General features: G+C 60.9%; 12 protein-coding genes. 3 read left to right on the top strand and 9 right to left on the bottom strand.

The genetic code is table 11. The features are described from left to right. Window positions 1-56 precede the first annotated feature (56 nt). From DW754_RS03065 to DW754_RS03055, 3 genes are all read right to left on the bottom strand, one after another. Window positions 57-332, bottom strand: a complete 276-nt coding sequence (locus DW754_RS03065; RefSeq protein ID WP_022094539.1) for a PTS sugar transporter subunit IIB — start codon at window positions 330-332, stop codon at window positions 57-59. A 75-nt stretch (window positions 333-407) separates the two neighbouring features. Further along, the gene (locus DW754_RS03060) at window positions 408-854 is read right to left on the bottom strand and encodes a PTS sugar transporter subunit IIA (RefSeq protein WP_117564351.1); all 447 of its coding nucleotides are present in this window, start codon (window positions 852-854) and stop codon (window positions 408-410) included. Between the two features lie 9 nt (window positions 855-863). After that, the gene (locus tag DW754_RS03055; protein ID WP_117564350.1) at window positions 864-1574 is read right to left on the bottom strand and encodes a transaldolase; all 711 of its coding nucleotides are present in this window, start codon (window positions 1572-1574) and stop codon (window positions 864-866) included. Between the two features lie 348 nt (window positions 1575-1922). Here DW754_RS03055 and DW754_RS03050 point away from each other — a divergent pair, with 348 nt between their 5' ends. Further along, window positions 1923-2714 (top strand): DeoR/GlpR family DNA-binding transcription regulator, encoded by a 792-nt coding sequence (locus DW754_RS03050; protein WP_158548938.1) that lies wholly within the window; start codon window positions 1923-1925, stop codon window positions 2712-2714. A gap of 45 nt (window positions 2715-2759) precedes the next feature. On the opposite strand, the gene DW754_RS03045 is transcribed toward DW754_RS03050, so the two are convergent. Continuing rightward, window positions 2760-3587, bottom strand: coding sequence for an HAD hydrolase family protein (locus tag DW754_RS03045; RefSeq protein ID WP_158561604.1), 828 nt, complete (start codon window positions 3585-3587; stop codon window positions 2760-2762). A 75-nt stretch (window positions 3588-3662) separates the two neighbouring features. On the opposite strand from DW754_RS03045, the gene rlmKL reads away from it, so the two are divergent. After that, window positions 3663-6221 (top strand): bifunctional 23S rRNA (guanine(2069)-N(7))-methyltransferase RlmK/23S rRNA (guanine(2445)-N(2))-methyltransferase RlmL, encoded by a 2559-nt coding sequence (gene rlmKL / locus DW754_RS03040; RefSeq protein ID WP_117758434.1) that lies wholly within the window; start codon window positions 3663-3665, stop codon window positions 6219-6221. A gap of 94 nt (window positions 6222-6315) precedes the next feature. Here the strand turns inward: rlmKL and DW754_RS03035 are convergent, their stop codons facing one another. The 5 genes from DW754_RS03035 to DW754_RS03015 form a co-directional block, all read right to left on the bottom strand. After that, complete coding sequence (locus DW754_RS03035) at window positions 6316-7029, bottom strand: response regulator (RefSeq protein WP_195919844.1); 714 nt, start codon at window positions 7027-7029, stop codon at window positions 6316-6318. Between the two features lie 4 nt (window positions 7030-7033). Next, complete coding sequence (locus DW754_RS03030) at window positions 7034-8659, bottom strand: ATP-binding protein (protein ID WP_117758432.1); 1626 nt, start codon at window positions 8657-8659, stop codon at window positions 7034-7036. Window positions 8660-8772: 113 nt separating this feature from the next. After that, on the bottom strand, window positions 8773-8943 hold the full coding sequence (locus tag DW754_RS10930; protein WP_158561603.1) for a hypothetical protein: 171 nt from the start codon (window positions 8941-8943) through the stop codon (window positions 8773-8775). Between the two features lie 61 nt (window positions 8944-9004). Beyond that, window positions 9005-11032: a KUP/HAK/KT family potassium transporter gene (locus tag DW754_RS03020; RefSeq protein WP_117758430.1), complete on the bottom strand. Its 2028-nt coding sequence runs from the start codon at window positions 11030-11032 to the stop codon at window positions 9005-9007. Between the two features lie 158 nt (window positions 11033-11190). Then, entirely contained in the window at window positions 11191-12039 is an 849-nt protein-coding gene (locus DW754_RS03015; protein ID WP_117758429.1) for a nitroreductase family protein, read from the bottom strand. Window positions 12040-12252: 213 nt separating this feature from the next. Between DW754_RS03015 and DW754_RS03010 the strand changes: the two genes are divergently transcribed. Beyond that, window positions 12253-14553, top strand: coding sequence for an LTA synthase family protein (locus DW754_RS03010; protein WP_117758428.1), 2301 nt, complete (start codon window positions 12253-12255; stop codon window positions 14551-14553). Window positions 14554-15061: the final 508 nt, after the last annotated feature.

Here is a 15061-nt window from a genome sequence, read left to right as displayed (position 1 = left end):
CTCTAACGTGGGCGCGTTTCCCTCTTCCACAGGGAACCGCCCTTTTTTGTGCCGCTTTAGGCGTTAGCGGCGGCCGCCTTGATTGCCTCGAGGGCGTCTTCGCGGATCTTCTTCTTGTTCACATAGCTGCGAACGATCACAACGTTGCCGTGGAGCTCGGGGGCGAGTTCTTTAACGGTGATGAACAGATCCGGATTTGCGGAAGAAGCACCGTTCAGGTCCATAGACTCAACGTCGGCCTTGATGCCCTCCTCCTCGCAAAGCTCCTCGACTTTGCCAGCGAGCATCAGGCTGGACCCGATGCCGTTTCCGCATACGGTGATGATATGCATGGCAACCTTCCTCTCCTACACGTGACGGTTTTCCGTCTATCCAAAAGCGGCGACGCATCGCCGTGCCATTAAGGCCTAAAAGAATGAACGCATGGTCTCCAAAACCTGCTCGGGCGTATCGCATGCGCTGAGCTTGGCAACGCAGTCCTCGTCCTCGAACATCTGCGAAAGCTCCGCCAAGCAGCCAAGATGAGCCTTGGGGTCGGGTGCGCAAATACCCACGAGCACGTGAACCGGATCGAAATCCTCGTGTCCAAACGCAATGGCAGGGTCAAGCGTGACGATACAGATCCCCGCTTCACTCACATTGCCATCTGCCTGAGCGTGGGGCATGGCGATGCCCTCTTCCAAGACCATATAGGGGCCGAATTTGTGAACCGATGAAATCATGGCGTCAACATAGCTCTGGTCGCATTTGCCAGCGTCTACGAGCAACTTACCGCATGCCTTGATCGCTTCCTCCCAGTCGGAGGCCTCGACGTGGCAGGCAACAAGCTCGGGCTTAAGAAGATCGGTCAGCATGCTCGTCCCCTACTCCTCAGGCAGGATATGAAAACCAAGCGCCTGAATGTCGCGGGCAAAGCCCTTGACCGTATCAAGCGAGTACTCAAGCAAATCTTTCCCGAAATTCTTGCGCTTGGCAAGAAGGGCATTGGGGACCGTAATGATCTGACAGCCAACGGACTCCGCCTGGAAGATATTGAGGACCTCGCGCGTAGACGCCCAGAGAACCTCGGCAGCAGGCTTAACGGCAGCCTTCTTTACGGACTCCGCCATGAGGGGCAGCGGATCGACGCCGGTATCGGCAATGCGACCGGCAAAGATGGACAGAATAGAGGGGGTCTCAGCAGAGACGGCATCGACAAACTCGTCGACCTGCTCGGGCGTGAAGATAGTGGTGACATTCACCTTGATGCCGTCGGCAGAAAGGCGCTTGACCAGCGCGGCAGTGGACTCACCCTTGGTGTTGAGCGCCGGGATCTTAACGTAGACGTTGTCTGCCCAGGTTGCGATCTCGCGAGCCTCGGCTTCCATGCCCGCCTCGTCGTCGGCGAATACCTCAAAAGAGACCGACACATCAGTAATGTGCTCAAGAACCGTCTTGGCAAAAGCGCGGTAGTCGGTCACGCCGCCGGCCTTCATAAGGGAAGGATTGGTCGTGAAGCCCTGAACGTTGCCATTGTCATGCATGTCAAGCATACCCTCGAGGTTAGCGCCGTCGGCAAACACCTTGATCGCCATGTTCGGTCCTTTCTCATCTAACACTATTGCTATCGAAAGCCTTCTTCTTTGTTTCAAAAGCTTTTCGGTTTTCTTTTATAAACCATTTCAAAAGCTATCGAAAGCTCAATTGTCAACTTTCCGTGAACGGTCGAATATCGGGCGTGAACGTACTTCTTTTGGGCGGCACCTTCAGAATGAGACTCTTTATAGCCCGTTTACGTGCGAACTATCTGCTACGCATGCATTTGTGACATGCCATTCCGTTCTTTTGATTCATTCGAATTTGCCTTGTTCTTTTCATATCGATACGTTATATTTCGATTACGAAAGGCGCATCTTTTACCTTTTGTTCAAAAGGAGCGGCATATGGCATCTACTTCAGACCTTTCACCGGCCGAGCGTCAGCGATTTATCATGAATTGGCTGGCCGAAAAGCCAAATATCTCGGTATCCGACATCGTTCGCCGTTTTTCGGTTTCGGAAGTCACCGCACGACACGACCTCATCTCGCTGGAATCCGAAGGCAAGCTGCGTCGCGTACGCGGCGGAGCGGTATCGCTTTCTCGCTCCAACGCAATCTCGTATCCCGAGGAGCGCATCAATGTCCAAGTCGAGGCCAAGGAAGCCATCGCCGCAACCGCAGCAACTCTTGTTGATGATGGCGATGTTCTGGTAATTGATATCGGCACCACAGGCTTTTACTTCGCTAAGGCCCTCATGGACAAGCGTGAGATCACCATTATCACCGGCGATCTTGCAATCGCGAACTACGCCAGCTTCAATCTCCCCAATGCTTCGGTAGTGCTGCTGGGCGGCTCCGTGCGCAAGGGCCACCTCTATCTCGCGGGCGCACTAACGCTCGACTGCATGAGCAAACTACATGCCGACAAGGCGTTTGTCAGTGCCGACGGATTCCACCCCGACCACGGTTTTACCGTCGAGCACGACTTCTCGGCCATGATCAAGCATATGTACCTTACCAACTCAAACCAGGGCTACATGATGGTTGACCAGGGAAAGTTCAACAAGACCAGTTTTTATCAGTCCGCGCAGATCGATGACCTCGACGGCATCATCGTTGATGGAGACGACGAGGGCATCATGACGGCGGCGATCGAGAGCAGTCGCAGTCATCCCAAGCTCTATATTGCAAAATAGCTCAAATGGCCGGGTCGCCCCCACTGCGGGCGACCCGGCCATTTATTAAATCAACCCAAAATGCTGCATCGCTGTGACGGTACCGTCGTGTGCGACATCGTTGGTCACGTAGTCGGCGACCGCCTTGACCTCGGGCATGGCATTGCCCATGGCCACAGCCGTCTCGACGGCGGCAAGCATGCCCAGGTCGTTGCCGGAATCGCCAAAGCCAAAGGTGCGCGCATTGCCAGTGCGGCCCAGATACTCCAGCGCTCGCGCCACGCCCAAGCCCTTGTCGATGCCTTTGGGGCTCAGCTCGCGATTCTGGCCACCGGTGTTGCACAGCTCAAACTCGCGATCGATAAAGCCATCGTCGTTGGCTACGCGAGCCAGGTCGCACGCGTTAATGCACACCTTGCCTACGCGCAAATGCCCATCGACGCGCATCTGGTCGGTGCCATGCACCACGCCGGCGCCTAGCAGAAATGACTGTTCGACACCAACTGGCTCAAGTGAATAGGTGGCACCGTTCGTCTCGAACAACGCCTCGCCGCCCGCCACAGTAATGCGACGCGCGAGCTCCTCAACAATGTCTTCGTCAAAGCAGTCCTCGTGTACCACGCATCCCTCGACCTCGAGTGTGGCGCCCGCCATGGCAACGATACCCGCCGGGTTCAGCGCACGCAGGCCATCGGCAACCAGCCACAAAGGGCGACCCGTGCAGATAAATGCCTGGTGGCCCGCATTGCGCAGGCGACCAAATGCATCGACAACAGCCTTCGACGGATGGACTGCATTGAAGTCCTTATCGGTCATATCATCGGGATCGAACGACGTCAGCGTGCCGTCCACGTCAAAAAAGAGCACAGCGGGTTCGGGACACGCATCAATCATATGGGTTCCTTTCGAGGATAAGGGCAAACGAAGCATCCATCATATAATGGAGCGACGCAACCAGAGAGGTCACCCATGGAATTTTACGCAAGCTGCCCCGAGGGCTTTGAGTCCGCACTCGCCGATGAGCTTAAACGCCTCGGTCTTTCGCATGTCCGCCGCTTAAAGGGCCGCGCTACATTTGAGGGCGAGCTCGAAGAAGGCTACCGCGCCTGTCTGTGGTCGCGCCTGGCCAGTCGCGTGTTTGTGGTCCTTGGGCGCTTTGAGGCGCAGGATGCCGATGAGTTGTACGACGGCGTTTACGACATCGCCTGGGAAAGCATCGTCCGCCCCGGCGCCACCATCGCCATTACCGCCCGCGGCGTGACCGAGCAGCTGCGCAACACGCGCTTCTCGGCCCTGCGCGCCAAAGACGCACTGTGCGACCGCCTGGCCGAGACCACGGGCCGTCGCGCCGATGTCGACGCCGCCGATCCCGACGTTCACCTGCTGCTTTCGCTGCGTCAGCGCCGCGCGAGCATCAGCCTGGACCTTTCGGGTGACCCGCTGTTCAAGCGCCTGCCGCCCGCAGCGACCCGCGCCGGCGAGGGCGCGCACGTGCTGCGCCCCGACTACGCCGCCCTGGTGCTGGCGCAGGTCGGCTGGACCGCGCTATGTGAGCGCGAGCTGACGGCCGACGACTACGAAAACGAAGCCCTGCCCACGCTGATCGACGCCTCATGCGCCGGCGGCGGTCTGCTGTTGGAGGCCGTGAACATTCTGACCGACCGCGCCCCGGGTACCGCACGCGAGCACTGGGGCTTTGAGGGCTGGCAGCTGCACGACGCCGCCCTGTGGAAGCAACTGCTTGCCGAGGCGCGCGAGCGCGAGACGGCAGCACGCGAGCGACAGGCGCGCATCGTGGCCGTAGACATCGACCCCGCCGCCCGCAAGACTGCCGAGCGCATGGTCAAGTGCGCCGGCTACAAGCGTTTTGTCGACTTTTGCGCTGCCAAGCCAGCCACCGTGTTGGACCATGCAGGCGCTGTCGCCGGCGCCGCCGTGGTCGCGGATACGACCGAGACGCCGCTTTCGCTCATGCACGATGCCATGACGCTCATCGGCGAGCTGCGCCGCGCGCCCGAGCTTGCCGCGGCACCGGTCGCCGCACTCACCCGCGACGGATTGCTGGCCCGCGCGCTCCACGCCGAGCCCGAGCGCTCCATCGCCGTCATGCCCAACAACGAAGAGGCGACCGTCGAAGTCTGGCCTTCTCTCGACCACGCCGCCGCGGCATTCGAAGCTGCGACCAGTGCGAATGCCGAGGAGCAGGCCGCAGCTGCCCAAGACGAAGCCGCCAATATCCCCATGCCCGAGCCTGCCGCCATGCTCGACCTGGGCGACGGCAAGCCGCTGCCCGTGCTCATCCCCGAGTCGGAGCAGTTCGCCAACCGCCTGCGCAAAAACGCCCGCCTGCGTCGCAAGTGGGCAAAGCGCGAGGGCGTGAGCTGCTACCGCGTCTACGATGCCGACCTGCCCGATTACTCCGCCGCCATCGATCTGTACGAGGGTTGTCCACAGACTCCGGGCCGCTGGCTCGTCATCGCCGAATACGCCGCGCCCAAGACCATCGACCCCGCACTGGCCCAGGCCCGTATGCTCGATATTCTGGCCATCGCGCCGCGCATCCTAGATGTCCCAGCCGAGCATGTGCACGCCAAGGCCCGCATGCGCTCGCGCGGCGGCTCGCAGTACGGCAAGCAGGGTGCCGGCAAGGGCGCATCGGGCGAGCGCGCCAATATCGCGCGCCGTCGCCTCCCGCTCATCGAAGAGGGCGGGCTCACCTTTGCCGTCAACTTTGACGACTATCTGGATGTGGGCATCTTCCTGGATCACCGCGTCACGCGCAACCTGGTGCGCGAGCACGCCAAGCATGCGCGTCGCTTCCTCAACCTGTTTGCCTACACCGGCACCGCCACCTGCTATGCGGCAGACGGCGGCGTCGAGGAGACCGTGACGGTCGACCTCTCCAACACCTATCTGGACTGGGCCGAGCGCAACATGCGCCAGAATGGCTTTGTGGGGCCGCAGCATCACTTTGTGCGCGACGACGTGCTCGCCTGGATTCGCGACCAGCGCCAGACGCGCAACCGCTGGGACCTGATCTTTGTCGACCCGCCCACGTTCTCGAACTCGTCCAAGATGGGCCGTCGCACCTGGGATGTTCAGCGCGACCATGTTGAGCTGTTGGCCGGCGTATCGCGCCTGCTCGCGCAGGGCGGCCATGCCATCTTTAGCTGCAACCTGCGTGGCTTCCGCCCCGAGACGCGCAAGCTCGCCCGCGCGGGCGTGGTGTTGGAGGACATTACGGCGCAGACCATCCCCGAGGACTTCGCACGCAACCAGAAGGTGCACCACTGCTATATCGTGCGCCGCCTGCCCATCGAGGACGCCATGGCCGAGGTCGGCTTTTGCGCCGAGGAAATTGCCGAGCGCGTCGAGGAACTGCGCAACCCCGAGGCCCGCAAGCCCCGTGTGACAGTACCCGCGCACGCGCAGGCCGGCAACGGCAAGTCCAACTTTGCCGGCAAACCCTCCCCCGCCGGCAAGCCCAAAAAGAAGAAGTTCTACGCCAGCAAGCCCAAGGGCAAATAACAAAGTTGCGGTGGAATACGGACTGTTTTGCCTGGAATTAGGCAAATTTAGACCGTATTTCACCGCAACTCATATTGGGATGGTGGTTGGCGATCTAGCCTTGGATGACTAGGCGGTAGCCAATGCCCACGTGCGTTTGGATATAGCGCGGATGCGCGGGGTCGGACTCGATCTTCTTACGCAACGTGCCCATAAAGACGCGCAGGCTCGCCAGATCGCTCTTGGTCGCCGTACCCCAAATCTCGTGCAATATAAACTGGTGCGTCAGCACCTTGTCGGCGTTGTGTGCCAGCAAGCAGAGCAACTTGTACTCGATCGGCGTCAGGTGCAGCTCCTCGCCATCCATCGTGGCGATGCCGGCGTCAAAATCGATATGCAGCTCACCGGTATCGAACGAGCCCTCGGAGGCAACACCGCCCGTTTGCGCATACGAAAGGCGCCTGAGCGTCGTGCGAATGCGCGCGAGCAGCTCTTCGACCGAAAACGGCTTGGTCAGGTAGTCGTCGGCACCGGCATCGAGTGCGCGGATCTTGTCCGCGTCTTCGCTGCGCGCCGAGACCACAATGATCGGCATGCCCGACCATGCGCGCACCGACTCCACCACCTTGACGCCATCCATATCGGGTAGGCCCAGATCGAGCAGCACAATGCTCGGTGCCTGCGACGAGGCGGCGGCGATGGCGGCGTGGGCGGTCTCCACAGCCATATGGCGCAAGCCGTGCGCCTCGAGCGCGGCGACGATAAGGTTGCGGACGGCGGGATCGTCCTCAACGACCAAGATGAGCGGTTTCACGGCAGAGTTCGGCACGGCGCTACTCCTTATCAAACGAAACATCGGCGGCGGGAAGCTCAATCGTAAAGACCGAGCCGTGCGGGTCCGCCGCGGCAACCTCTATGCTACCGCCATGCGCCAACGCAATGGAGCGGCAGAGCGAAAGACCCAGGCCCACGCTGCGATGGCTGTCGGCAAGACCGTGGTTGGCGGTGTAGAACGACTCAAAGATTCGCTCGCGGTCCTCGGGTGCGATGCCCGGCCCGTCATCGGCAACCGAGCACGCCACGCGGCCGCCGTTGACGTCAATCGAGATCACGATATGCGAGCCCTCGGGCGTATAGGTGATGGCGTTGTTCACCAGGTTTACCACCAGCTGCACCATCAGGCGCGCGTCGACGTTGACGAGCGCCGGCTCATCGCACGCCACCACCTTAAGGTCGTGCTCGCGCACGGCCGGATTTACATGGCGCAGTGCCTCCTCGACGATATCGTCCATAAGCTCGAGCGTTGTCGACAGATGCATGCCGCCGCCCTCGAGCTTGGTGATGGCAAGCAGGTTCTCGACGGTGGCGTTGAGCCACAGCGCATCCGAGCGAATGGATAGCAGCAGGCCGCGGCGCGTCTGGGCATCGAGCACCGCGGTGCCGGTCGAACCCTGATCGAGCAGCACGTCGGCATTACCCGAAATACTGGTAAGCGGCGTGCGCAGATCGTGCGAGATGGAGCGCAGCAGATTGGCGCGCAGCTGCTCATTTTTGGCAAGCACCGCCGCCTCCTCGCGGGCCTCCATGGCGCGGGCGCGATCGAGTGCCAGCTCGCCTTCGCTCACGATGGCATCGGCAAGTGTCCGCTCCTCGTGCGTCAGCACGTCGGGCTCGGCAACGATAGCCAACACGCCCACCACCGAGGCGGGATCGCCCGCGCGCACCATGGTGTCGCCCGAGCGCACGGTCAGGTAGATGCCGTAGAACGCCGAGGCGCCGTAGGTGGCATCGAGCGGCGTTCCCACATAGGCGGACGCCGAGAGCCGCGGCGGCATCTGCGGCGCCAGTTCATGCACCGGCGCGACATCGCCCACGGCCGTGTATGTCGCACGCGGCAGCAGGTCATCGCCCTCGGCGTCGGCGCTGTACCACACGACAGGACAGCCCGAAAGACGCGCCAGCTGCGTTGCCATAGCATGGACAATCTGCTGCTGACCGGCGCAGCGCTGCAGCATACGGTTGGTCTCGAGCACCATCTGCGTGCGCCGGTCGCTGGCGGCGGCCTGCGCTAAGGCACGGCGTAGGGCAAGCGAAATCGAGCTCGACACGAGCGAGACCGCAAACATGATAAAGAACATGCCGGGATAGACGCGGTCGATAAACGACAGCGAGTAGCGCGGGTCGACAAACAGGAAGTTGTAGAGCGCCACGGCGGCAGCCGAACTCAGCAAGCAATACAGGCGGCTCCAGGTAAAGAACGCGCACAGCTGCACGGCGAACACATAGACGATCATGATGCTCGGCGCGAGACCCGGATGGTCGAGCAGCGCGCCCACAATCGTCGCCGCGACCAGCAGCCCCGCCGATACGCAGGCGTCATACAGAGGGCTGCGACGCGTCAGCGTCGTGCGCCGCCACCAAAAGTTCTCGGCAATATCGCCGTCCGCATGGACGTCCATCAGCGCCCCGTCCCTCTCTCAAAAACAAAAACCACCACAAAGGGGACAGGCACCTTTGTGGTGGTTTCCCCTTGTGGTGGTTCCAAGTGTATAGCCTTTACAGCCTGCGGTCGTTAGACAAACAGCACGTGCGCGAGCAGGGCGCACACGCACACCGCTCCAAATACCAATGCCACGATCGAAATCACGCGATCGACCATGTCCATGTTGGCCCGATTCGTAAAGAACCGATCTTCGGCGGCGTCGATACCCGCCTCGAGGACGTCGAGTGTCCTTGCATCCATGTTTAACTCCCCGGCTTTAGTTTTGTCCATCGAAAACCAGCTCCATGCAACCCGTCGGCGCCTACGGACGCTCGTTGGGGGCCAGGCGCTGCATCTTGCTCACGGCCTTAAACTTGGTGAACAGCGGCACGTACTCAAAGCTCACGTTGGAGTTCTCCAGGCCGTACCAGCGCGCGGGCGTGCCGGCGGCGCGGCGGATGATGTACTTGAGCGTGATGGCCGTGCGCTCGCTCGGCTCCACATCGCTTTCGGGCGCCAGCAGCTTACGGATCATGACGAACTTGAACGTGCCGATGTTGCCCGGATCCTTATAGACCGAGTAGTCGTGCGTCTGCGACGGCAGCTCGCCGGTGGCAGCCAGGTCCTGAACAACTTGGCGCAGGTAGGCGTTGACGCGTTGGTTAATCTTGTAGCCCAGGTACAGATGCACGCGGAAAACATAGTCGGTGCCGAACGTCTCGACCGAATAGGCAAAGGTATGCGGCTCGTCCATGGTCTCGACATTCACGAACCACCAGGCGCGAGCGCGCTTGGGATGCTTGTCCAAGATCGAGTAGACGATATCACGGTCGATGTAATCGGTATGGGTGTCCTTGGTCAGGTACACGATGTTGTCGCTCAGGCGCTCGTAACGGTCGTCGTCGCGCAGGCGCTTGAGCTGCGGCAGGTAGCTGCGCAGCGGCAGCAGCGTAAACTGGCGCTGCTCGACCGCCGTGCCGTTGTACCAGCACACCATAATGCCCATGATGAGTGCAGCCATGAGGATGGTGAAATAGCCGCCGTGGAAGAACTTGGTGAGCGAGCTCACGAAGAAGAAGCCCTCGAGCAAAAGGAAGAAGGCCGCGAAGATCCACGGCGCGACCTTGAGCTTGCGCTCCTCGTGCAGGTAGAAGAAGAGCAGCAGCGTGGTGCACATCATAGTCAGCGTAATGGCAAGGCCGTAGGCGGCTTCCATATGCGCCGAGTTCTGGAACAGCAGCACCACAATGACGCAGCCGACAAGCATGACGTTGTTGACCATGGGGATGTAGAGCTGGCCCTTGGTCTCGGCAGGGTAGAAGACCTGCATGTGCGGCATGAGGTCCAGACGGCTGGCCTCGGACACCAGCGAGAATGCGCCGGTGATGAGCGCCTGCGAGGCAATGATGGCCGCGACGGTGGAAAGGCCGACGGCAAAGGGACGCAGACCCGGGGTGAGCATCTGGTAGAAGGGGTTGAGGTCGGCGATACCCATGAGCTCGGGGTTGGCAGCGTTGTTCATAAGCCAAGCGCCCTGGCCCATATAGGACAGCAGCAGGCAGCACTTAACGAACGGCCAGGTAGCGTAGATGTTGCCGCGGCCGACGTGGCCCATGTCGGAGTAGAGCGCCTCGGCACCGGTGGTGGCGAGGAAGCAGCTGCCCAGAATCATGATGCCCGCGTGGTTGTTGGGGCTCAACAAAAAGGCGATGCCGCGCACCGGGTTGAGGCACAGCAGCACGGCGGGGTGCTGTAAGACAAAGAACAGACCCGTGCCGCCCAGGAACAGGAACCACAGCGTCATGATGGGGCCAAAGGCGTGACCGATCTTGGCCGTACCGATGCGCTGCACCAAGAAGAGCACGATGATGATGGCGAGCGTAATCGCGACGACGCGACCCTGGTCATCGCCCAGCACGGCATGGACCGCCGGGATGGTGCGCAGGCCCTCGATGGCCGTGGTAACGGTAACAGCCGGCGTCAGGATGCCGTCGGCGAGCAGCGCGGCACCACCCAGCATGGCGGGGATGATAAGCCACTTACCGCAGCGCTTGACCAGGCTGTACAGGGCAAAGATGCCGCCCTCACCATGGTTATCGGCGCGCAGCGAGATGAGCACATACTTGATGGTGGTCAGCAGCGTGACCGTCCACACGACAAGGGAGAGCGCGCCGAGCACGAACTCCTCCGTGACGCTTCCGATGCCGCCGTTGCCGGCAACGAGCGCCTTGGTTACATACATGGGGCTGGTGCCGATATCGCCGTACACCACGCCCAGCGTGACGAGCATCGCCGAGATGCTCACAGGAATCGCAGCGTGCGAGGCTGCCTCCTTGGCCTTTTGTTCCATAAGCCGGTTTCCTCCCAACTTTAATGTTCGAAGGGATTATAGGTAATCGGCCCATGTTTTAATGCACTGTTTTCCCAGCTAGATAAAGATTTATACAGTCTTTAGGCCACCGCGGCGATATGGAATGTGACAAAGGGACGCCCCCTTTGTCGCATTCGTCATTTTCCGAGCCAGTTTTTGAACCACCACTCCATGGAGCGGCTCATCTCGGCCATAAAGGGGCTCGTGTGCTTGCGGGTGTAGATATCCACGACGCGCTCCCCCACCTCGCGGGCGTGCAGGCGAAACATCGCATCCATCTCGGCCACCTGCGCGTCCATGGTCGCGGTATCGGCGCGGCGATAGCGCTCCTCGTGCACCAGGTTCACCACGGGATGCGCGATCGCCGGGCGTTCCTTGCGGGGCGTGCCGATGATGAGCATCGATAGCGGCATGGTATAGGGCGGCAGATCGAGCAGCTCGGCAACTTCCTCGGCGTTCTCCACGATGTCGCCAATGTAGCAGCTCCCCAGGCCCAGGGCCTCGGCGGCAACCACGGCATTTTGCGCGGCGATCACGGCGTCCTGCGCCGCGATGGCAAAGTCGCCTAGACCCGGTGCACGACGGGGCGCCTTGCCCGTGCGCTCGACAAACTCGGGCTCAAAGCAGCCCACGTGCTCAAACAGATCAATCCACTTGGCATAGTCGACCACAAATATAAGTGCCCAGGGCGCCTTGGCGATCATGGGCTGGTGGTCGCACAGGTCAGCCAGACGGTCCAGCGTAGCCTGCTCGCGAATGCTCACGATGGAATACATCATCATGGCGCCCGCCGACGGCGCGCGACTCGCCGCATGCAAAATCGCCGCACGCTGCTCGTCGGTCACCGCCACGGGACGGTCGTCGTCATCACGCGCGAAGGCGCGCGTGGAGGAACGGTGCTCCAACGTGTCCAGCACCGCGTTGCCCGTCGTCTCGACCGGATAGCCACACGTATCCACAGCCTTGGTGCAAACCTGCTCGTCCATCGCCTCATCCTCGCTAATTCTTTAAGAAGCCTTTACGTTTCCGTGTAATTCCCGTCCATTATCGCGCAGGTCGCCACTACATTGCGTCACACCGCCACACGCGCGCGTTAATATGGCTGGTTGTTGTGCGCGGCCACCAATCGCTGCGCATATCTTGGTAACAATCGGGTAAATCCCCGCTTTCGTAGGTTTTAGTTTGTGAGGAGTCTCAGCATGTTCGCTGCCGCCATCTCGCTCGTCGGTCTTGCGGCGACCGTCTACCTTGTCTTGCGCGAGGCCAAGGCCATTTGCGCAAAGTCGGGCACCGTTGCCAAAAGCGCTCTTGGGTGGAGCGTCGCCTTCGGCCTGTTCCAGCTCTTTTTGACCATTTGGGGCGCCATTGGCCTCGTCGCTCAAAACGAGCCGCTCGCCTTTGTGATGCTCATCCTGACCAACGCCATTCTCACCGGATGCGCTTGGGCCAGCATCGCCCGCGACCGCATCGCACCGCGCGTCTTTGCGTTCGCCTCGGCCGACGCTCCCGCCCCCACTGGCAAGCTCGCCCGCCTGCGCGGCGCCTTTGTGGGCAAACCGCTCGTCGCCGCCGTCCTGTGCCTGCTGCTCGCCGGCGTCTTTGCGCTGCTGGGCATGGAGGTCTCGTCCAACCACGACTTTACCTGGGTCTACCCCCTGTGCATCCTGCTCGAGTGGGCCATCATCACCGTGCTCATGGTCGGCCTGTTCTTCCTGTTCCAGCGCCACGGCGCAGCACCGGCCGTCCTAGCCTTTGCCCTCTTTGTCCTGGGCATTGCCGAGTTCTTCGTCATCACGTTTAAATCCATGCCGATCCAGCCGGGCGACCTTTCGGCCATCTCCACCGCCGCCGCGGTCGCCGGCAACGGCTACACCTTCTCGATCTCGCTGTTCTGCGTGCTGTCCATGAGCTTTACCGCCATCGCCATGCTGCTGTGCGAGTACGCCGGCCTGGTCGCGCCGCATCGCCAGAAGGGTGCCGCCAACGCCAAGCGCATGCTGCTCACCAACCTGCTCGTGGCGGTGCTGTGCCTGGGCGGCGTGACCGCGCACGTCACCCTCATCGACTACTACAATACCCTCGGCATCACCGTCTACACCTGGCGCCCGCTCGAGAGCTACTGGCGCGAGGGCTATCTGCCTGCCTTTATTAGTGCAGCGCAGTCCATCAAGCCGCCCAAACCCGCCGACTACTCCGTCGACGATGCCAAGGCCACGCTCAAAAAGTACGCCAAGGCCTACGACAAGTCCGACGCGGCCAAGAGCGACGAGCGCGCCGCCGCAAAGGAGCAATTCGACAGCGAGAAGCCCACGGTCATCGCCATCATGAACGAGACCTTCTCGGACCTGTCCATCTACCAGAACATGCGCGCCGGCTACGAGGGCCCGCAGTACTTTAAGAACCTGTCCAACTGCCTCAGCCGCGGCAAGCTCTACGTGAGTGCCTACGGCGGCGGCACCGCCAATACCGAGTTTGAGTTTATGACCGGCAACTCCATGGCCAACCTGGGTTCGGGCGTGTACCCCTACACCATCTACAACATGGAGACGACCGGGAACCTGGCAGAGCAGTTCAAATCGCTCGGCTATTCCACCACGGCCATGCACCCCAACCACGCCACCAACTGGAACCGCGAGAACGTCTATAAGGATTTTGGCTTTGACCAGTTCCTGTCCATCAACGATTTCCAGGGCGCCGATACCCTGCGCGGCATGGTGACCGACCAGGCTACCTACGACAAGATTCTGGAGCTGCTCGACCAGAACGCCGACCCGCAGTTCATCTTCGATGTGACCATGCAGAACCACTCGGGCTACGACACGGGCCTGCTGCCGGTCGACAAGCAGATGCACCTGAACATCGACACGACCGACCTGGATGCCAAGACCGTCGAGGACGGCACGCTGTCCGATGTCGACGAGTACGTCTCGTGCATCGAGCAGTCCGACCAGGCGCTGCGCTACTTCCTCAACGCCCTGAGCAAGCTCGACCGCAAGGTGGTCGTGGTGTTCTGGGGCGACCATCAGCCGTTCTTCCCGTCCAAGTTCAACGATAAGTGGTTTACCGACGAGGACGACGCCACGCATCAGGAGCGCTTGTGGCAGACTGACTACATCATCTGGGCCAACTACGACGTTGCCGGTTGCGACCAGACGAGTGAGGTCGACGACCTGTCCACCAACTACCTGTCCACCCAGCTGATGCAGCTGATCGGCGCCCCGCTTTCCGACTATCAGAAGGCGCATATGACACTGCGCGAGTCGCTGCCCGCCATCAACTCCGTCGGCTACGAGGACGCCAGCCTGCGTTGGGCGCTTTCCTCCAACGTCACCGGTGACGACGCCGCTGCCGCAGCCGCCACCAAGGCGCGCGAGGATTACGCCAAGATGCAGTATTACGAGATGTTCCGCGACGGCAAGAACGTGTACACCGAGCACTTCCAGACCGAGGCCAACGAGACCGACCCCAACCTGGCACCGGGCACGACCAAGATCAAGTAGCGACTAGCTGCGAGTTCATAACTGAAACGTCTGTCCGGGCGGAGGCATATAAGGTTCCCTGCTCGGACAGTCCTGCGCAAGACGGAGGCCACATTAAGTGGCCTCCTTTGCGTGCGGAACTCGCGATGAACCTTACATTCCGCGTCGCCGGGCAGACGCCTCGGTGTTGAAGCGCGGCTTGTCATGAAAGCATCCGCAACATATATAAGTTGAAGGCCACATTAAGTGGCCTTCTTTATATTCGGAAAGTGTGTCCCGGAATCTGCCTTCGGAATGGGACGCAGTTTCCGCTTGAGGGCCTGTTGGGAAAGCGCATCCCACTTCAAGAGTAAATTCCGGGTCGCACTTTCCGCTAAGGCTCTCAAGCGGAAAGTGCATCCCATTCCAAGCCTTAATTCCGGGACGTAGTTTCCGGACAAGACATCAACCGGAAAGTGGGGACCACTCTGAGCGCCGATTCTGGGACACACTTTTCGAAACCCCGCCCATCCGGAAAGCCCGTCCCACT

The sequence above is a fragment of the Collinsella sp. AM29-10AC genome, from assembly GCF_003469085.1.
Lineage (GTDB): Bacteria > Actinomycetota > Coriobacteriia > Coriobacteriales > Coriobacteriaceae > Collinsella.
Note: the sequence above shows the minus strand (reverse complement) of the source record. Positions and strands in the feature narration are given on the sequence as shown.

Bases quoted from the DNA above. Each gene is read 5' to 3' on its own strand.
- DW754_RS03065 (WP_022094539.1), bottom strand. From the start codon at position 332: ATGCATATCATCACCGTATGCGGAAACGGCATCGGGTCCAGCCTGATG.
- DW754_RS03060 (WP_117564351.1), bottom strand. From the start codon at position 854: ATGCTGACCGATCTTCTTAAGCCCGAGCTTGTTGCCTGCCACGTCGAG.
- DW754_RS03055 (WP_117564350.1), bottom strand. From the start codon at position 1,574: ATGGCGATCAAGGTGTTTGCCGACGGCGCTAACCTCGAGGGTATGCTT.
- DW754_RS03050 (WP_158548938.1), top strand. From the start codon at position 1,923: ATGGCATCTACTTCAGACCTTTCACCGGCCGAGCGTCAGCGATTTATC.
- DW754_RS03045 (WP_158561604.1), bottom strand. From the start codon at position 3,587: ATGATTGATGCGTGTCCCGAACCCGCTGTGCTCTTTTTTGACGTGGAC.
- rlmKL (WP_117758434.1), top strand. From the start codon at position 3,663: ATGGAATTTTACGCAAGCTGCCCCGAGGGCTTTGAGTCCGCACTCGCC.
- DW754_RS03030 (WP_117758432.1), bottom strand. From the start codon at position 8,659: ATGGACGTCCATGCGGACGGCGATATTGCCGAGAACTTTTGGTGGCGG.
- DW754_RS10930 (WP_158561603.1), bottom strand. From the start codon at position 8,943: ATGGATGCAAGGACACTCGACGTCCTCGAGGCGGGTATCGACGCCGCC.
- DW754_RS03020 (WP_117758430.1), bottom strand. From the start codon at position 11,032: ATGGAACAAAAGGCCAAGGAGGCAGCCTCGCACGCTGCGATTCCTGTG.
- DW754_RS03015 (WP_117758429.1), bottom strand. From the start codon at position 12,039: ATGGACGAGCAGGTTTGCACCAAGGCTGTGGATACGTGTGGCTATCCG.
- DW754_RS03010 (WP_117758428.1), top strand. From the start codon at position 12,253: ATGTTCGCTGCCGCCATCTCGCTCGTCGGTCTTGCGGCGACCGTCTAC.